The 17,601-nt window shown below is 66.8% G+C and carries 21 protein-coding genes and 1 tRNA gene; 4 read left to right on the plus strand and 18 right to left on the minus strand.

Annotated features, from left to right (window positions below):
• Positions 1 to 103 precede the first annotated feature (103 nt).
• Genes ACQY4O_RS17790 through ACQY4O_RS17825 form a run of 8 tightly spaced genes read right to left on the minus strand, consistent with a single transcriptional unit; the run spans position 104 to position 9,409 of the window.
• Complete coding sequence (locus ACQY4O_RS17790; protein WP_428378236.1) at positions 104 to 1,123, minus strand: ABC transporter ATP-binding protein; 1,020 nt, start codon at positions 1,121 to 1,123, stop codon at positions 104 to 106.
• A complete protein-coding gene (locus ACQY4O_RS17795) occupies positions 1,120 to 2,085 on the minus strand; it encodes an ABC transporter ATP-binding protein (RefSeq protein ID WP_428377722.1) in 966 nt (321 codons plus the stop codon). The genes ACQY4O_RS17790 and ACQY4O_RS17795 overlap by 4 nt, the downstream gene beginning before the upstream one ends.
• Entirely contained in the window at positions 2,075 to 3,049 is a 975-nt protein-coding gene (locus ACQY4O_RS17800) for an ABC transporter permease (RefSeq protein WP_428377723.1), read from the minus strand. The genes ACQY4O_RS17795 and ACQY4O_RS17800 overlap by 11 nt, the downstream gene beginning before the upstream one ends.
• Positions 3,049 to 4,071: an ABC transporter permease gene (locus tag ACQY4O_RS17805; RefSeq protein ID WP_428377725.1), complete on the minus strand. Its 1,023-nt coding sequence runs from the start codon at positions 4,069 to 4,071 to the stop codon at positions 3,049 to 3,051. Before ACQY4O_RS17805 ends, ACQY4O_RS17800 begins: the two co-directional genes overlap by 1 nt.
• Positions 4,068 to 5,756 (minus strand): ABC transporter substrate-binding protein, encoded by a 1,689-nt coding sequence (locus tag ACQY4O_RS17810; RefSeq protein ID WP_428377727.1) that lies wholly within the window; start codon positions 5,754 to 5,756, stop codon positions 4,068 to 4,070. The genes ACQY4O_RS17805 and ACQY4O_RS17810 overlap by 4 nt, the downstream gene beginning before the upstream one ends.
• Positions 5,757 to 6,365 carry an SCO family protein gene (locus tag ACQY4O_RS17815; protein ID WP_428377728.1) on the minus strand — a complete coding sequence of 203 codons (609 nt, stop codon included), beginning with the start codon at positions 6,363 to 6,365 and terminating at the stop codon, positions 5,757 to 5,759. It abuts the gene before it with no gap.
• Positions 6,362 to 9,148 carry a DNA polymerase I gene (polA, locus tag ACQY4O_RS17820; protein WP_428377730.1) on the minus strand — a complete coding sequence of 929 codons (2,787 nt, stop codon included), beginning with the start codon at positions 9,146 to 9,148 and terminating at the stop codon, positions 6,362 to 6,364. Before polA ends, ACQY4O_RS17815 begins: the two co-directional genes overlap by 4 nt.
• Before the next feature lie 45 nt (positions 9,149 to 9,193).
• Complete coding sequence (locus ACQY4O_RS17825; RefSeq protein ID WP_428377732.1) at positions 9,194 to 9,409, minus strand: zinc-finger domain-containing protein; 216 nt, start codon at positions 9,407 to 9,409, stop codon at positions 9,194 to 9,196.
• 86 nt (positions 9,410 to 9,495) lie between these two features.
• Here ACQY4O_RS17825 and ACQY4O_RS17830 point away from each other — a divergent pair, with 86 nt between their 5' ends.
• The 3 genes from ACQY4O_RS17830 to ACQY4O_RS17840 all read left to right on the plus strand — a co-directional run bounded on the left by ACQY4O_RS17830 (position 9,496) and on the right by ACQY4O_RS17840 (position 11,774).
• Positions 9,496 to 10,566, plus strand: coding sequence for an alpha/beta fold hydrolase (locus ACQY4O_RS17830; protein WP_428377734.1), 1,071 nt, complete (start codon positions 9,496 to 9,498; stop codon positions 10,564 to 10,566).
• Between the two features lie 42 nt (positions 10,567 to 10,608).
• Positions 10,609 to 10,685 (plus strand) — tRNA-Arg (locus ACQY4O_RS17835).
• An 81-nt stretch (positions 10,686 to 10,766) separates the two neighbouring features.
• A complete protein-coding gene (locus ACQY4O_RS17840) occupies positions 10,767 to 11,774 on the plus strand; it encodes a DUF2806 domain-containing protein (protein ID WP_428377736.1) in 1,008 nt (335 codons plus the stop codon).
• Between the two features lie 29 nt (positions 11,775 to 11,803).
• Here ACQY4O_RS17840 and ACQY4O_RS17845 read toward each other — a convergent pair whose 3' ends face one another.
• From ACQY4O_RS17845 to ACQY4O_RS17880, 8 genes are read right to left on the minus strand one after another with little or no spacing between them, the layout of a single operon-like run.
• Positions 11,804 to 12,541: a hypothetical protein gene (locus tag ACQY4O_RS17845; protein WP_428377737.1), complete on the minus strand. Its 738-nt coding sequence runs from the start codon at positions 12,539 to 12,541 to the stop codon at positions 11,804 to 11,806.
• Positions 12,542 to 13,321, minus strand: coding sequence for a terminase large subunit domain-containing protein (locus tag ACQY4O_RS17850; protein WP_428377738.1), 780 nt, complete (start codon positions 13,319 to 13,321; stop codon positions 12,542 to 12,544).
• Positions 13,318 to 13,830, minus strand: coding sequence for a hypothetical protein (locus tag ACQY4O_RS17855; RefSeq protein WP_428377740.1), 513 nt, complete (start codon positions 13,828 to 13,830; stop codon positions 13,318 to 13,320). The genes ACQY4O_RS17850 and ACQY4O_RS17855 overlap by 4 nt, the downstream gene beginning before the upstream one ends.
• A gap of 1 nt (position 13,831) precedes the next feature.
• Positions 13,832 to 14,434 (minus strand): hypothetical protein, encoded by a 603-nt coding sequence (locus tag ACQY4O_RS17860; RefSeq protein ID WP_428377742.1) that lies wholly within the window; start codon positions 14,432 to 14,434, stop codon positions 13,832 to 13,834.
• An 8-nt stretch (positions 14,435 to 14,442) separates the two neighbouring features.
• A complete protein-coding gene (locus ACQY4O_RS17865) occupies positions 14,443 to 14,724 on the minus strand; it encodes a hypothetical protein (protein ID WP_428377743.1) in 282 nt (93 codons plus the stop codon).
• Positions 14,721 to 15,203, minus strand: a complete 483-nt coding sequence (locus ACQY4O_RS17870; protein ID WP_428377745.1) for a hypothetical protein — start codon at positions 15,201 to 15,203, stop codon at positions 14,721 to 14,723. Before ACQY4O_RS17870 ends, ACQY4O_RS17865 begins: the two co-directional genes overlap by 4 nt.
• A complete protein-coding gene (locus ACQY4O_RS17875) occupies positions 15,200 to 15,487 on the minus strand; it encodes a hypothetical protein (protein WP_428377746.1) in 288 nt (95 codons plus the stop codon). The genes ACQY4O_RS17870 and ACQY4O_RS17875 overlap by 4 nt, the downstream gene beginning before the upstream one ends.
• Positions 15,480 to 15,716, minus strand: coding sequence for a helix-turn-helix transcriptional regulator (locus ACQY4O_RS17880; protein ID WP_428377748.1), 237 nt, complete (start codon positions 15,714 to 15,716; stop codon positions 15,480 to 15,482). The genes ACQY4O_RS17875 and ACQY4O_RS17880 overlap by 8 nt, the downstream gene beginning before the upstream one ends.
• A gap of 213 nt (positions 15,717 to 15,929) precedes the next feature.
• Between ACQY4O_RS17880 and ACQY4O_RS17885 the strand changes: the two genes are divergently transcribed.
• Positions 15,930 to 16,118 carry a hypothetical protein gene (locus tag ACQY4O_RS17885; RefSeq protein WP_428377749.1) on the plus strand — a complete coding sequence of 63 codons (189 nt, stop codon included), beginning with the start codon at positions 15,930 to 15,932 and terminating at the stop codon, positions 16,116 to 16,118.
• A 4-nt stretch (positions 16,119 to 16,122) separates the two neighbouring features.
• On the opposite strand, the gene ACQY4O_RS17890 is transcribed toward ACQY4O_RS17885, so the two are convergent.
• Together ACQY4O_RS17890 and ACQY4O_RS17895 are read right to left on the minus strand one after the other, a co-directional pair.
• Complete coding sequence (locus ACQY4O_RS17890; protein WP_428377750.1) at positions 16,123 to 16,788, minus strand: recombinase family protein; 666 nt, start codon at positions 16,786 to 16,788, stop codon at positions 16,123 to 16,125.
• Positions 16,789 to 17,081: 293 nt separating this feature from the next.
• The gene (locus ACQY4O_RS17895; protein ID WP_428377752.1) at positions 17,082 to 17,471 is read right to left on the minus strand and encodes a hypothetical protein; all 390 of its coding nucleotides are present in this window, start codon (positions 17,469 to 17,471) and stop codon (positions 17,082 to 17,084) included.
• Positions 17,472 to 17,601 lie beyond the last annotated feature (130 nt).

Raw genomic sequence — 17,601 nt, forward strand, 5'->3', positions numbered from 1 at the left:
CAAGCCCATCAAAGGCGAGCCTTTGAAATCCTTAACTTTAAGAATCGGGGTCTGGGGCCTTTCGGCCCCAGCGGGACCAGGGCAGCGCCCTGGCCTTGCTTTTTCAGGAGCCTGCCAGCGGGAAATGGCAGGCGACGGCGTGCTCGCTTGCGCCCGGTGTGGACAGGATGGGCCGGAGCGGCGGGATCTCGCTGCGGCAGCGTGACTGCGCCTGCGGGCAGCGGGTGTGGAAGCGGCAGCCCGGCGGGGGCGAGAGCGGGCTCGGCACGTCGCCCTTGAGGATGACGCGGGCACGCGCGTGCGCGCTCACGACCGGCTCCGGGATCGCCGTGATCAGCGCCGCCGTGTAGGGGTGCGCCGGCGCATGCAGGACGCTGTCGGTCGCGCCGCGCTCGACGATGGCGCCGAGATACATCACGGCCACGCTCGAGGCGATGTGGCGCACCACGCTGAGGTCGTGCGCGATGAAGATGTAGGTCAGCCCCAGCGTCTCGCGCAGATCGGTGAACAGGTTGATGATCTGCGCCTGGATCGAGACGTCGAGGGCGGAGACCGGCTCGTCGGCGACGATCAGGCTGGGCTGCAGCGCCAGCGCCCGTGCAATGTTGATGCGCTGGCGCTGGCCGCCGGAGAACTCGTGCGGATAGCGGTCGAGCGCGCTGGCGGGCAGTCCGGTCAGGTCGAGCAGGTCGCGCAGTCGGCGCGCGATGAACGCGCGGTCGTGCGGCGCGCCGTCCGGTCGCCGGTGCACGCGCATGGGCTCGGCCAGCAGGTCGTCGATGCGCCGGCGCGGGTTGAGCGAGGCATAGGAGTCCTGGAACACCATCTGCATGCGCGGCCGCAGCCGGCGCAGGGCGCGCTGGCTGCGTGCGGTGATGTCCTGGCCTTCGAACAGCACGCGGCCGGAGCTGCTGTCGGCAAGACGCAGCAGGCAGCGCCCGAGTGTGGATTTGCCGCAGCCGGATTCGCCGACGATGCCGAGTGTCTCCCCCGGCATGACCGCGAGCGAGACGTCGTCGAGCGCGCGCAGCGTGAGCCGGGCGCGTCCGAACAGGCCGCCGCCGACGCGGTAGTGCTTGCCGAGGTTGCGGGCCTCGATGATCGGGGCCGGGGCGGACATCATGCCGCGAGCACGCACGCGATATCCTGCTCGCCGCGCCGGACCATCGGCGGCGTCCGCTCGCAGGCCGCATGCGCGAGCGGGCAGCGCGGCCGGAACGGGCAGCCGCTCGGACGGTCGGCGGGGCTCGGCGGCTGGCCGGGGATGGAAAGCAGGCGGGCGGGGCGCACGCCGTGCATCGGCGGGATCGAGGCGAGCAGGGCGCGGGTGTAGGGATGCCCGGGGTCGGCGAAGATCGCGCCGGTCGGGCCGCGCTCGGCGGCATTGCCGGCATACATCACCAGCGTGCGGTCGCAGGTCTCGGCCACCACGCCCATGTCGTGCGTGATCAGCAGCACCGACGAGCCGAAGTCGCGGCGCAAGCGGCGCAGCAGGTCGAGGATCTGCGCCTGCACGGTGACGTCGAGCGCCGTGGTCGGCTCGTCGGCGATCAGCAGCGACGGGTTGCACGACAGCGCCATGGCGATCATCGCGCGCTGCCGCAGGCCGCCGGAGAGCTGGTGCGGATAGCGGTCGGCGGCCCGCTTCGGGTCGGGCACGCCCATCTCGCCGAGCAGGTCGATGGTGCGCGCGCGGGCGCCGGCCCGGCTCAGGCTTTCATGCGCGCGGATCTGCTCGTCGATCTGCCAGCCGATGGTATGCACCGGCGTGAGTGCGGTCATCGGGTCCTGGAAGATCATCGCGATCTCGCGGCCGCGCAGGTGGCGCAGCGCGCGGGCCCCCAGCCCGACCAGCTCCTGGCCCTTGAAGCGGATCGAGCCGGTGATGCTCGCCCCCGGCACGTCGATCAGCCCCATGATCGCCAGCGCCGTCATGCTCTTGCCGGAACCGGACTCGCCGACGATGCCGAGGATCTCGCGCGGGCAAAGCGAGAAGCTGAGCTCCTCGACGATGCGGATCATGCGGCCGTGCGCCCCAGGAAGCGCAATGCTGAGCGCGCGCGCGGCGAGCAGCTCATCGTGCATCGCGCACCCTCGGGTCGAGGAACACGTAGAGAATATCGACCAGCGCGTTCGCCAGCACGACGAACACCGCGGAATACATCACGGTGGCCATGATCAGCGGCAGGTCGAGGTTGGACAGCGCCTGGTATGTCAGCCGGCCGACCCCCTGCAGGCCGAAGACCACCTCGGTGAGCAGCGCGCCGCCGCCGACGAGCTGCGCGAAATCCAGGCCGAACAGCGAGACGAAGGTGATCATCGAGGTGCGCAGGCCGTGCCGGAACAGCACCCGGCTGGCCGACAGCCCCTTGGCCTGCGCGGTGCGCATGAAATCCTCGCTGTAGGCGGCGACGAGGTCGGCGCGCAGCACGCGGCCATAGATGCCGATGAACAGGATCGCCAGCGTGATCCACGGGATCACCAGCACCTTGAACCAGCGCACGGGGTCCTGTGTCAGCGGCACGTAGCCGAGCCCCGGCACCCAGGAGAACATCCAGGTGTCGTGCAGGCGGCTCTGGGTGATGAGGTTGATCACCTCGCCGAGCCAGAACACCGGCATCGAGATGCCGATCAGGCCGAGGATCATCAGGCCGCGATCCACCAGGCTGCCGCGCAGCGCGGTGGCGAGCGTGCCCATGCCGATGGACGCCAGCACCCAGACGATCGCGGCGCCGAACACCAGGGAGAGCGTGACCGGGGCGGCGTGGAACACTTCGGGGACCACGCGCTCGCCATGGTCGACGAACGAGGTCAGGTCGCGGGTGATGAACAGGCGGCCCATCATGCGCTCGTACTGCACCGGCAGCGAGCGGTCGAAGCCGTACTCGTGCCGGATCAGCGCCAGGGTCTCCGGCGAGGCGTTGCGGCCGGCGATGCGCGCGGTCGGATCGGCGCCCGGCGTTGCGAAGAACACCACGAACACCAGCACGCTGATGCCGAACAGCACGAAGACGGTCTGGCCGAGGCGGGCAAGGACGGCGAGCGCCATCAGCCACGCCTCCGGCTGGTCTCGCGCACGTCGAGCGCGTCGCGCAGACCGTCGCCGAGGAGGTTGAGCGCCAGCACCGTGAGCACGATGGCAAGCCCGGGTGCCAGGGCCACCATCGGGCGGGTGTAAATCAGGCCCTGGCCATCCTGGATGATGGTGCCCCAGCTCGCCGCCGGCGCCTGCACGCCGATCGACAGGAACGACAGCGCGGACTCCGCCAGCATCGCCAGCGCCATCAGCAGCGGCGCCAGCACGATCAGCGTGGAGCTGACATTGGGCAGGATGTCGCGCAGCAGGATCCGCGATCGCGGCACGCCGAGGCCGCGTGCCGCGAGCACGAACTCGCTGTTGCGCAGCGAGAGCACGCGGCCGCGTATCGGGCGCGCGGCGTACGGCACATAGACCAGCGCGATGATGCCGATCGGCAGCAGGAGGTTGTCGCTTTCGATGGTGAACGGGCCGATGCGCAGGCCCTGGCTGATGGTGACGATGGAGAGCGAGATCGCGAACAGATAGACCGGGACGGCCCACATGATGTCCATCAGCCGCGACAGTGCCGCATCGACGAGGCCGCCGAAGAAGCCCGACACGATGCCGACCACCGCGGCCATGACAATACAAAGCAGCGTGGCGGCGGCGCTGATCAGCAGCGAGTTGCGGCCGCCATACAGCAGCCTTGCCATCACGTCGCGGCCCTGGCTGTCGGAGCCCAGCAGATAGGCGGATGGATGCCAGGTCGGCGCCAGCGGGCTGAGGCCGAGATGCAGCGGGTTGTCGTTGGGCTGCATCACCGCGAGGTCGTGGCCGTCCAGGGTCACGGTGGCGGCCACGTCGCTGTCGAACGGATCGGTGTGCGCGATGTCGTGCGCATAGACCGGCGCCAGCACGCAGGCCGCCACGATCAGTAGCAGCCCCGCGAGCGAGAGCATCGCGGCGCGGTCGCGCCCGAGCGTTGCGGCCGCCGTGGCCCACGGACCGGAGCGCCGTGCGCCGCGGCGCGTGATCGGTGGCGCGGCACTCATTGCACCCAGACCTGCGAGAACAGCATGTGGTACAGCAAGGTGTACGTATAGTGCCCCAATCGCTTCGAGACCAGGTCGATATACTTGAACTGGATCAGCGGAGCCGCCGCAGAGGTCTGCATGATCTGCCGCCCGACCTGCGACCATAGCGCCGCACCGGCTTTCGGATCAGTGACAGAAATCCGTCCGGCCTGTTGCATGGCGGCCTGGATCGTGCGGTCGCACATCCCTGAGATGTTGATCGACGAGTCCGAGCCGGGATGGAAGTTCTCGCAGCCGAACAGGTCGTCGAGGAAGTTCGACGCGGCGGGATAATCCGCGAACCAGTCAGTCAGGCTGATCTGCACCTTGTTGTTGGTATTCTGGATGTAATTGAACTCGATGGCGTCGGTCACGAACTTGACCGAGGTGTCGTAGCCGATCTGCCGCAGCGTGTTCTGCAGGTAGATCCCCATCGATATGTCGACAGCTCGGTTGGGTACGATCAGAGTCAACTTCGCGCCCTTGGTGCCACTCGCCTTGACCAGCGCGCGGGCACGTACGAGGTCGGGCTTTTGCCAGTGCTGTGCGGGATGATCGAAGTCTGCGCCCTTGCTGTAGAAGCAGGCATCGATGCGGCCCGGAATGCCGGTCGGGACCATCTCGCAGAGCGGCTCGGCGACCGCAGGGCCGCCGAAGAAGATCGCCATGGCGGCACGGTTGACCGCATAGTTGACCGCCTGCCTGGCCTCGAGGTTGTTGAACGGCGGCAGGTTCATGTTCATCGGCACGTAGAAGATCGCGAACATGTCCTGGATGTGGACCTGCGAGGCGTAGCGGTCGCCAAGCTCGCTGAGCCGATCGAGCGGTTTGTTGTTGAACATCCAGTCGTACTGGCCATTCTCGACCGCGGTGACCTGTGCCTCGTCGGTCAGGCCGAAATCATACTGGATGCGGTCGGCATAGCCCTCCGGCTGCGCAACCGGGTCCCAGACATGGAAATAGGGGTTCCGTTCCAGCGTCATGCCGTGGTTGGGATCGAAGGCCGTGATCCGGTACGGCCCGGTGGCGGCAGCCGGAATATTGCCGAGGTCCCTGATCGGGGTGTCGGCCGGGACCACGGAAGCGTGCGGCATCGCCAGCTTGTCGAAGAACTCGCCATCCGGCTGGGTCAGGTGGAAGGTGACGGTGCCCCCGGTATCGTCGGCTTCGACGCCGCCGGCCAGCGTGCAATGCGCCGCGTCCTTGAGGCATTGGGTGGCGCCGACGATGCCGCCATAGAAACTTCCGGCGGTCGGACTGCCTACCTTGAAGATGCGCCGCATGGTGGCGAGCACGTCGGACGGTTTCAGAGTCTGCCCGGTGGAGAAGCGGATGCCGGGATGCAGGTGGAACACATAGGTGCGGCCGCCATCGGTGGGAATCGGCAGGCTGTCCGCGAGATCGGCGACGATGGTGGCGCTGCCGGGACCGTCGACCTTGGCAAAAGCGGTCAGGCCGTCATTGGTGACAGCGAAGATCTGCGCGTTGGTGCTGACATAGTTGATCTGCGGGTCCAGCGTGCCGCCGTTCGCATCCGCCGTCAGCCGGAGAGAGCCGCCGCGATGCTCGGGCTGGAACGGTGCGGCCACAGGTTGCACGGCCGATGCGCCCGCAGGGGCACAAAGCCCGAGGCCCAGCAGGACCGGCAGCAGCGGCGCCCGCACCTAGCTGTCCAGTTTCCGCAGCCTGGCCGCGATGTCCTCGGCACTCGCCGCGCCATCGATAAACGTCGAGAAATGGCCGGCCTTGTCCATCACGTAGATGATCGAGCTGTGGTCCATCGAGTAGCCGCCGTTCTTTTCTGCGTGGCGGGCAGCGTACACACGGTATTCCTGCTCGGCGATGTCGAGTTGCGCCTGCGTTCCGGTCAGGCCGGTGATCTGCTTGTCGAACAGTCCCACATACTTGCCCATCACGTCCGGCGTGTCGCGCGCCGGATCGACGGTGATGAACACCGGCGCCATGTCCTTCTGGCGCTCCTTGAGCATGTCGAGCGCATTGGCGATGTTGTTCAGCGCCGTCGGGCAGGCATCCGGGCAGTGCGTATAGCCGAAATAGACGAGCATCCACTTGCCGCGGAAATCCGCATCGGTGACGGTGCGGCCATCGGCGGCGGTAAGGGTGAACGGACCGCCGATATCCAGGTTGGACTGTTCGCCCCCCGCCGCTGGAGTGAACGGATGCAGGATCGCCGGATCGATGACCGCAAGACCGACCGCGGCCAGCAGCAGGGCAGCGCCAATGCCGGACAAGGCGGCGGCGGCGCGGTTCAATGCGCGTCGCCCCAGCTATGCCCGTGGCCGGTCTCCACCACCAGCGGCACCGAGAGGCTGGCCGCCCCCTCCATGATCCGCTTGGCCAGGGCCTGCAGCGGCGCGGCCTCGCTCTGCGGTGCCTCAAAGAGCAACTCGTCATGCACCTGCAGCAGCAGCCGCGCGGCCAGCCCCGCTTCGGCAAGGGCCGCGGGCAGGCGCACCATCGCGCGCTTGATGATGTCGGCGGCACCGCCCTGCAGCGGCGCGTTGCTGGCCTGGCGCTCGGCATAGCCGCGTCGCGCCGGGTTCTTCTCCGCGATGCCCGGGATCCAGCAGCGCCGCCCGAACGGAGTCAGCACGTAGCCGTGCCGGCGCGCCGCCTCGCGGGTGCTCTCCATGAAGTCGCGGATGCCGGGATAGCGGGCAAAATAGGCGTCGATGTAGCTGCGCGCCTCGCCCGGCGGGATGCCGAGCTGGCGCCCGAGCCCGAACGCGCTGATGCCGTAGATGATGCCGAAATTGATCGCCTTGGCGCGGCGGCGGGTCGCCGCATCCATGCCCTGCATCGGCACGCCGAACACCTCGCTCGCGGTGCGCGCATGGATGTCCTGGCCCTCGGCGAACGCCTGCTTCAGCGCCGGGATGCCGGCGACATGGGCGAGCAGGCGCAGCTCGATCTGCGAATAGTCGGCCGAGACCAGCACATGCCCGGGGGCGGCGATGAAGGCGCGGCGGATGCGGCCGCCCTCCTCGGTGCGGATCGGGATGTTCTGCAGGTTGGGCTCGTTCGACGACAGCCGCCCGGTCGAGGTGATCGCCATCTGGAACGAGGTGTGCACGCGGCCGGTGGCCGGATTGATCTCGTCGACCAGCGCGTCGGCGTAGGTGGATTTCAGCTTGGCCAGCTGCCGCCAGTCCAGGATACGCGCCGGCAGGTCGTGGCCCTGCTCGGCCAGGCCCTGCAGCACCGAACTGTCCGTGCCCCAGGCGCCGGTCTTCATGCGCCTGCCGCCGGGCAGGGACATCTCGTCGAACAGGATCTCGCCGAGCTGCTTGGCGCTGCCGAGGTTGAACGCGCGTCCGGCGAGGCGGTGGATCTCGGTCTCCATCACCGCCATGCGCCGGGCGAAATCCTCCGACAGCCGGCGCAACTCGACGGCATCGACGCTGATGCCGGCCTGCTCCATGTCGGCCAGGATGCGTATCAGTGGCCGCTCGAGCTGCTCGTAGAGCACGAGCGAGCGGTTCGGGCGCAACAAAGGCCGCAGGACGTGCCATAGCCGCAGGGTGACGTCTGCATCCTCGGCGGCGTAGTCGGTGGCGCGGCGGAGATCGACCCGGGCGAACGGGATACGGTTGCGGCCGGTGCCGGTAACCTGGTCGTAGGTGACGGGGGTATGGCCGAGATGCCGCGCGGACAGCTCGTCCATGCCGTGCCCGTGGCTGCCGGCCTCCATCGCATAGGAGATCAGCATGGTGTCCTCGATCGGGCTCGCCCGTGGCGCGCCGGCATGCTCCAATACCAGGAGGTCGAACTTGGCGTTCTGGAACACCTTCAGCGTGCCGGGATCGTTCAGCAGCGGCGCCAGCGCGGCCAGCGCCGGGCCGGCCTCGATCTGCGCGCCGACCGGGTTCTCCAGGTCGCCGTCATGCAGCAGCGGCACGTAGCAGGCGCGTCCGGGGGCGGTCGCCAGCGAGAAGCCGACCAGCCTGGCGCGCATCGGGTCCAGCCCGTCGGTCTCGGTGTCGATGGCGCACAGGCCGCTGGCCTGCCCCTCCGCGATCCACGCCTGCAGCACGGCGAGATCGGTGACGGTCTCGTAGCCGGCGAACGGCACGCTCTGCGATGCGGCGTCGGCAGGGCCGGCGGCGGCAGCTGGCACCGTGGCCACCGCCTGGCCGTCCAGGCCGAGCCGCTGGCTGATCGAGCGGAAGCCCATGCCGTCCAGCCAGGTCGCGAGCCGCGGCGGATCGGGTTGCGCGAAGCCGAGTTCGCCGATCGGCAGCGGCAGCGGCGCGTCGTCGCGGAGGATCACCAGGCGGCGGGAGATACGCGCCGCCTCGGCGTGCTGGATCAGCATGTCGCGCCGCTTGGACGGCTTCATCGCCGGCGCCGCCGCCAGGATGGATTCGAGGTCGCCGAACTCGGCCACCAGCGTGCTCGCGATCTTCGGCCCGATGCCCGGCACGCCCGGGACGTTGTCGACGCTGTCGCCCATCAGCGCCTGCACCTCGATCACCTTGTCGGGACCGACGCCGAAGCGGTCGCGCACCTCGGCCTCGCCGATCGGCTTCTGCTTGATCGGGTCCAGCATGTCCACGCCGGGCCGGATCAGCTGCATCAGGTCCTTGTCCGACGAGACGATGGTGCAGCGGCCGCCGGCCTGGGACATCGCCTTGGCATAGGCGGCGATCAGGTCGTCGGCTTCCCAGCCGGCCAGCTCGATCGCCGGGATGCCGAAGGCGGCGGTGGCCTCGCGCACCAGGGCGAATTGCGGGATCAGCTCCTCGGGAGGCTCCGGCCGATGGGCTTTGTAAGCACTGTACAGCTCGTTGCGGAAGGTGCGGCGGCCGGCATCGAAGATGACCGCGAGATGGCTGCCGACATGGTCGCGCAGGAACCGCGCCAGCATGTTGGTGAAACCGAACACCGCGTTCACCGGGGTGCCGTCGGCCCGGTTCATCGGCGGCAGGGCATGGAACGCGCGAAAGATGAAGCCGGAGCCGTCGATCAGGACGAGATGCGCGTCCGTGAGCGTGGCGGGCGGGATCTCGGCGTCGATCTCGATGCTGTCTGGCACGTCAGGTCCTGGCACGCTGCGTCCTGGCACGTCGCGTCCGGGCGCTCAGTGGCCGGTATCGCCGGCATCGGCCGCGTTCTGGTCGAGCACATAGACACGCGAGCAGTACGGACAGAAGGTCTGGCTCTCGACGATGCGCAGCCAGACCCGGGGATGGCCGAGCGGCCCGTCGCCGCCGTCGCACGCCAGCACCCGGCTGCCGACGACCAGTGTCTCGATCTCGCCGAGCTGCGGGGTAGGGGTCGATGCGCCGAACGGCATGGATGCGCCTCGTCTGTGGCCGGTATCGTGGCCGGATGATACGCAGGAAGGCCGTGCTTACAAACCTCCGTCTCCCGCTGCTCCCCGTGCTGGTGCCTCTCACCGTGCTGCTGCCGCTCGCCGGCTGTGCCACAGGTTCGCCGCAGCATCCTGCGACCCAGCCGGCGATCTCTCGCCAGGCATTGGACGCCGATCGCCGGCTGGTGCCCCCGGACCTGACCTGGACGCTGGCGGACGGCGCCCGCATGCCGCTCCGGGTGTGGCAGCCGCCGCCGGGCGCAACGCGCGCCGTCGTGCTGGCCCTGCACGGCTTCAATGACAGCCGCGACGCGTGGGAGCTCTCGGGTCCGGCGCTGGCAGCGCACGGCATTGCCGTCTATGCGCCGGACCAGCGCGGTTTCGGGCAGGCGCCCGATCGCGGCCGCTGGCCCGGCAGCGACCGGCTGGTCGACGATGCGGCGCAGATGGCGCGCCTGGCCGCCGCCACCCATCCGGGCCTGCCGCTCTACGTCATGGGCGAGAGCATGGGGGGTGCGGTGGCGCTGTGCCTGGCGGCGCGCGCCGGTGCGCCGTCGCTGGCGGGTGTCATCCTGCTGGCGCCCGCGGTGTGGAGCAGCACCCGGATGAGCCCGCTGTTGACGGCCTCGCTCTGGGCCGCCGCCACGCTCACCCCGGACTGGCGCCTGACCGGACGCGAGGTCGCGCTGCACGTGGTGGCGAGTGACAACCTGGCCGCGCTCTACCGGCTGTCGTACGATCCCTTGACCCTGACCGGCAGCCGGACCACGGCGTTGCGCGGCCTCGTGCAGTTGATGACCCGGGCGGCGGCGAGCGCGCTTGGGGCGAGGGGCCGCGTGCTGATGGCCTACGGCGCGCATGACGACCTGGTGCCGGCTGGCGCCATGGCGGCCACCTGGGCCCGGCTGCCGCCCCAGGTCCGACGCGCGTACTACCCGCACGGCTATCACCTGCTGATGCGCGACGGCGGCCGCGACGCGGTGATCGCCGACATCGTCTCCTGGACACGCGATCCCGGCCGGCCGTTGCCGTCGGGAGCCGATGTCGCGGCGTCGGCCTGGAGTGCCGGCGCGAGCTGGCAGACCAGCGTGCCGGTGTTCCTGCCGTCCGGCCTGGACAACCTGGCCGGCGGCAGCTGAAGGCTTGGCAGGGCGGGGTGATCAGGCTATTCAGCCCCGGCGGGACCCGTAGCTCAGCTGGATAGAGCGTCGCCCTCCGAAGGCGAAGGCCGAAGGTTCGAATCCTTTCGGGTCCGCCACAGAGCAAAGCAACTTCAACAGGTTAATGCCGAGTTTGGGCGCCGGTATACGGTTGAGTATACGGACGTGGAGTTGAATAGATGGCTGCAGCGGATATAGGCGATGGCGCCTCCGGTGAGGGCACCTCCTCTACAGAAATGTTAGGCAACCTCGCTGACGGTGGCCTTCTTCGCCTGCTTGTCAGCAAACCAGTACAGGAAGCTCTAGGCAGGCTGCTTTTTGCCACGACGGACATGCCGGTCGCAAAGTTTGAACAGATTGCTCAGGGCATTCGCGACGAGACTGAGGCAAGAAAGCTGATCATAAATCAAGTTGCCAAAGTGGCAAAATCTCGGGTTTCCGATAACGATAACCAGGAACTGGCTGATCGTGCATTGGATCGGTGGACCCGCAGCCTGACGCGAAAACAGAAAAACCGGGAAGCAGTTGCAACTAGGACGGTAGCAGCGCTGGCAGACGAGGATCTCCCGTCGTCGGCAGCTGCGCCGTCCGACGATTTTATGGATGCTTTCGAAGAAGTTGCCGAGAAAGCGTCGACGGAAGAACTTGCGGACCTGTTAGGGCGAATTTTGGCGGGAGAAATTAGGCGCCCGGGAGCGATCTCCAGACATACTCTACACATAGCCAGCATTCTTGACGCACAAGTCGTAAATGCCTTGATCAAGCTTGCTCCCTATATCTTGAGGCAGAACTGGATCTACATTCCTGTAAGCAAGCGGGGGGAATGGGCTGAGCCGCTCAGACTTCTTGAAAGCTTCTCGATCGTCAACCAGCCTGGTATTAGGACTTTAGTCGGTCCTAATGAGCCTTCCGGCTTGTTAGAGATCCGAGACAGCTTCATACTGGTCGATGTGCGGCCCATAAAGTTTGGTTGGCATGTTGACGGATGCAACTTTACGCCCGCAGGACTGGAACTGCTGTCGGTCATTCCCGCGCAACCTGAAGTCAGCGTGGATGAAATTGCCGCGACCTTCTATGAAAATCTTGACTGGGTCCGACAGGTGCGTGTTGGAGATCGCCTTAACACCGCGGGGCCCATTGACATGAGCACCCTGCGTTTGGTCACTCCGAAAAGCCCAAGTAATTAACGTCATTCTTTAGCCTGCAGCGACGATGCCTACCGGCTCATGATGTCGATGTAGGTCCACCGTGCTGGCTGGGGTAGGTTCTCGCCCCGCCACACCGCCAGCGCCATCGACAGCACCAGGTCGTCGTGATGCCCCTCTCGCCACGCCTCGAGGGCCACCGAGCCGTTGGCGCTCACCTTGGCGTGGAAATTCTGCAGCTCCATGCGCAGCGCCTCCGACGCACCGGCCGCCTCGGTGATCTCGAGCCGCTCCTCCGACAGGGTGATGTCTAGCACCGACGCGAGCAGCGCCTTCGGGACCGTGTAGTTGGCGTAGTCGTTCATGTTCGCGACCCTGCCGCCGGTGATGCTCACGGCGATCGGCGCCATCCCCATCTCCCGCATCGCGTCGACCACGGGCGCCCCGACACCGGTTTTGTCGACCACCAGTTCGGGCTTGCGCTCGCGTGGTGGCAGCTGGCGCATCACCGATTGGACTGACCGGTAGATCGAGGGATAGTCGGTGCCGCGGGGATAGCGGTGCAAGTTTACGACCTGATGCCTGATTACCTCGCGGCGGCGGTAGGCGGTGGCCACTGGCGCGAAGGCGGTGCGCTTCCAGTGGATCCGCTCGGCCTTGTGCAGCTCGCTGACGGTCAGGGCGGTGTAGTCCTGGCTCTTGCCCAGATCGAGGCCGACGACGAAACAGTGCGGCACGCCCTGGGTGACCTCCTGGCGGTCCTCGACATAGACCGTCTCAGGGATCTGCAGGAACGGGTTAATGAGCATCTAGAACACCAGAGGCAGGAGCGGCACGGACCGGGTGAAGGCACGCTGGATCGCGACGTCCGAGAAGAACTGATCGTCGGCCTCCACGAAGGCGCACTCGAATTCCTGCCGGAACTTCCAGGGTCCGAAGTCGTGCCGCATCTCATCGAGGTACTCGGCGGAGATCCGCGGGCACTGGTGCGCCGTGATGCTCTCGCGTTGCCAGTTCGGGCGCAGCGACGTCCAGAGCGAGTGGAAATGCCCGCGCTTGCCGTTCGGCGTCGACATCAGCACCAGGCGCCCGTTGGACGTGGCCAGCATCGGGGCGAAGCTCTCGAACAGGGCGTCGGTCACGAAGGCGGCCTCGTCCTCCACGATGAGCACCGGCGCGCTGTAGCCGCGGATGCTGTCGCCATCGCCGGGCAGGGACACGATGCGAGACCCGTTCTTCAGGCGCACCTCGGTGGCGGCGTCCTTCAGCATCCCTGGCGGCCGGACCATGGTGGCGATCAGCGTCTGTATCTTGAGCAGCAGCTCGGTGCTCTGCCGCTCGCCCTTGCTGAACAGCAGGATCAGGCAGCCGGGCCGATAGAGCGCGGTATGCAGCGCCAGGATGGCGGTGACCGTCGTCTTGCCGGCCTGCCGGGTGCAGTTCATCAGGATCCGCTTCCGCCGCGATCCGAGCACCCGCTCCTGCCAGGGGTCCGGCTGGAAGGCGCAGCGTTCCCGGGCGAAAGCCACCGGGTCCAGGGCATGCCGGATCTCTGCCGCCAGCTCCTCGAAGGGCGGTATCGGGATCACGACGCGGGCAGCGCCTTCAGGACCGCCGCGCGCGCCTCGGGGAACGGCTCGAGCGCCGTGATGATGGCTGTCTGCAGGACAATCCACGTCGGCGCCGCGAAGATGTTGATGGTGGCGCCCTGGTCGATCTGGCCGTTCAGCTTCGCGGTCAGTTCGATGCAGCCGCGGATCTCGCGCAGGGCCCGGATGGTGTTGGTGTAGTCTTTTTTCTTCTCCACCTTGTCCAGGACTGACCGGGCTTTCGTCATCAGGGCGTTGATCTGGTCCTGCGGCGTCTCGGCTTCGGGTGTCTCCACGGCCAGCACCTCGGCGGCCTGCTGCGTGGCATACTCGACCATGGCCTTGGGCAGGTGCTCGTTCCGGTGCCGCGAAACGGATTTGTAGTGCACCCCGAAGATCTGGCCGATCGCGCCGTTGGTGTTCTTCTTGTCCATGCAAATGCGATTGATCTCGCCGAGCTTGGAGTGGGCACAGACCTGACAGCGTGGGGTGGCGACGGCGATGCCCACGTCAGAAGGTCTCCGTGCTGCCTAACGCCTGCAGGATGCCTGCCTTCTGGGTTTTCAGGAGGTGGCGCTGGTGGTCGGTCAGTTTCGCGGCATTGTGCACGACCAGGTCGTGCTTGATGGCGGCAACCCTGATGCCGCTGGCCTCGAGCTGCTGCAGGAACGCGGTCGGCGAGAACACCGGCGAAGGAGTGAGCGCCGCGACATGGTTCATGTTGCGCAGCAGGGCCTTGTGTTCCTCGTCCTTTTGCGCCTGCAGCTGCTCGGCAACGCGCTGTGCATCGGACATTTTTTCCCAGCGTGCCGAGAACGCCGTGTAGTACTCGAGGCCAGCCAGCGACAGGCGCAGGACCCTGAGTTCGCAGTTCCAGTCTTCTGCATTCTTAAACCCGGCGCCTGCGTTCTGTCGACGCGTGTCCCAAATGGAGCGCTCCAGGCTGCGGTAATAGGCATCGAGCGCCGCGATCGGGGCAAAGCGCTGGCTTTTGGCCGCAGTATAGGCCTGCACCAGGGCAGCCTGGACAGGTTCCCGCGTCTTCCAGTTCCGGGTCAGGTGCGCGCGCAGCTGCTCCTCGGTCGCGGCCGCGGTGAGCAGTGGCAGTGTCATGTCCAGCATCAGGTCGCCTTTCCGTACAGCCGCTCCATGTCAGCGAGGGCGGCCTCGTTGCGCCGCCTCTGCGTCTCGCGCTCCATGTCTTCTGTGTGCCGTCGAAACCAGGCTTCGACCTCTTCCTTGGGCGCCGTGCGCGCATCGAAGGGCGGCTTGAAGGCGGCGGGGTAGCGGCCCTGCAGGTCGATCACCGCTGCCTGCACCGACACGTCGGTGCGGGCCAGCAGATGCACGTCGGAGTCCACCGCACCCGCCTTCTGCAGGGCCTCGATCAGTTCCTTGCTCATAGCTTGGTCACCGCCTTCGGGTGATCCGGCGGGCTGGCCAGCACGGCGTACTGAAATGTGCCCGCGAAGATCGCCAGTGGGCCGCCGGTGTAGGTGGCAATCGGCCCGGCCGTCGTGTCCGTCAGGATGACAAACTGGCCGGGTGGGATCCGCACCGTGCCACCGGACTGGCTTCCAGCAAGCGAGGCATTCCTGGCCGCGGCTGGCCACACTGCATCCCCACTCGGCTCGGCGTCGCTGTAGAACAGGATTGCGCCTGCGATGCCGTCATTGCGGACCAGGATGCCGCCACCGGCCTGCACCGTGGGCAGCTGCACCGTGCCGACGACACCAGGGGTCAAGGCGGCTGCGATCGTTCCACCCGGGACACCACTGGGGCCATAGGCCGCGGTTCCCGGACCCGTGGCAGGCGAGGCACCGACCGTGGCGTTAGCCGGGTTCATCGCGGCCGAGACGAAGAGGCGTTGGATGTCGCTCATGCCCGTGCCCCGTACCTAGCGCTCAGCTTGGCCATCTCACGCTCGTCGCGGCGCCGCTGTTGCGTGCGATTGAAGTCGCGCAGGAAGCCTTTCCGGTGCGCCTGATACTCGGGCTCGCTGGCCGTCATCACATCGAACGGCTTCTTGAAGACCGTCGGATACCGGGCCTTCAGGTCGAGCACGGCCGCGGACACCGATACGCCTTCGTGGGCAAGCTGCCAGATGTCGGTGTCGACACACCCGACCGCCGTCAGGGCCTCTATCAGTTCTTTTTGCTCAGCCATGGGGCTGCTCCGTAAGAGGGTTCGTGAGCTCGATCGAAGATCGATGCCGGGAGGTTTGAGCGTTTCCCTCGATCCACTGCGCAAAATGATCCGCGCGGACGAACGTTCGCGCACCGAGCTTGGTGATGACTGGACCGCGGCCTTCGGCCACCAGCTTGAGAAGCGTGCGCATCGAGATCCGTGCACGCTCGGCCGTTTCGTCCAGAGTAAGGAGATCGAGGTCGGGCACCAGGCACTCCGTTGCGGCGCTGGTGCGAGAGTACGTCCGGTGCGGGTTTTCGGCCTAGAACCTTGGTGCTGGCGCTGCAACGTCGGGGAACAGGTGGGAATTCAGTAACGACAACGTGTCTGCTTCTAGGTGCGATCAGGTGCGGATAGCGAAGCGTGCGGGGCATCGGCTAGAACTTCGCTCCGACCCTGCTTTGGTCGGTTAGGAGACGCTATGGCTCAGTATTCCGACGATGCGATCCTGCAGGCAGCGGCCACCCTGGTGGCGGCAGAGCTGCAGGCCGGGATTAGCAAGACGAAGGACGTCGCTGCGGATCTGCCAATTATGATCCGGCGCCTGACGTCAGTGGGGGTTGCCAAGCCGCCGCCCCCAAAGGCACGTGGCCCGCTACCGGTCGCGTAAGGCTTCAGCCGATCAGCCCTGCCACCGCTTTCGCCGTCCAGGTGCCCTTGCGCGGGGTTCTAACACCACGCTGCTGCAGCTCGGCTGCCACCGCACGCAGGGACAGACCCTCACCACGCAGCTGACGGACGATCGGGCCGACATTGGCAGCGTAGTCAGCCGCCTTCACACGGCGCGCAGCGAGGCCTACAGCGGTGTCCGGCACTGGCGCACCGAGACGATAGCCACCTAGCTGCCCGGTGCCCTTCTTCGACGCCAGCGCAGCCTTTGTCCGCTCTGAGATCATCTTTCGCTCCTTCTCGGCCAGCGCAGCGTAGATGTGCAGCATGAACGGATCCGCATCGGCGCCCAACTCGGCCACGATGAACGGCACACCCTGGCTCATCAGGCCGGCGATATAGGCCACGTCGCGGCTCAACCGATCGAGCTTGGCCACGATCACCGGGCCATTGATGGCGCGAGCCTGGTTGAGAGCCTCGCGCAGCATCGGGCGGCGTTCAAGAGCGTCCGCACCCTTGCCCGTCTCGACCTCGGCGATCCAGGTGGATACCGTCATGCCCTCGGCCGCGGCGAAACGGCTTATGGCCTCGCGCTGAGCCTCCATGCCGAGCCCGGAGCGACCCTGTTTGTCGGTGCTGACCCGGAGGTAGGCGACAACCTGTCTGGGCATGTAGCGAAATTCCTGAACGGACGTTGAGGGTAATTGCTACACTCGTTTTGGACGCTTGCAAGCTTCTTCTTCGTCCGATGCGGCGCCGAAGCAATCTCGGTCGTCTCGACGAGCTCACGATCGCCTCGTCAGAACTCCCGACTTTGCAACATTCGCGGTGGTACAAGCGAGACATGCACACAGCCGGGCGCACGATCCTCGCTAAACGCGTCTGCACTGCACTGGTGAGTTCACCCCAGCGGACGTCCACGTGATTTTTCGCGCGTGGTGGCCTCTGGCTGTTTGCCGGGAGATCAGGCCTGCCCAGCGGGGTGCACCTGGATCTCGCGGAAGTCGAAGCCTTGCCCGTTCAGTCTAGCGAGGCAGCGGTCTTTCAGGTCATGGCGATCAAAGCAATCCGTGCAGACCAAGCTGATGGAGTGGTGCCGGGCATCGGCGCGATCGGCGTGCAGCATGACGAGACCACCCGGATGAGCGGACTTAGGCGTGAACATGGTGTCGCATGTGATGCAGAGCGGCTTCTGACCGTCGGGCCAATGGGTGATGGCACGCACCATATCGGCGATGGCCTCGGCATAGCGGCGCGCGTCCTGGTTGCCACCAGCAGCTGCCACCAGGATGTAGGGGATCTGGTGCGAGGCAATCGCCTCCATGCGCCAGACACCCTGCCCTTCCGCCTGCATAGCATCGAAGCCGGCCTGCAGCTCGGCATGTGTCTGCGCCTGCTGGCGCCGTCTGGCTTCACCCATGGGTCCTACCCCTCTTTTCGGTCAGTCTTCCGCACGGATCACCACGGAACCCGCACGTGTGGAA

This window comes from Lichenicoccus sp., from assembly GCF_965277665.1.
Classification (GTDB): domain Bacteria; phylum Pseudomonadota; class Alphaproteobacteria; order Acetobacterales; family Acetobacteraceae; genus Lichenicoccus.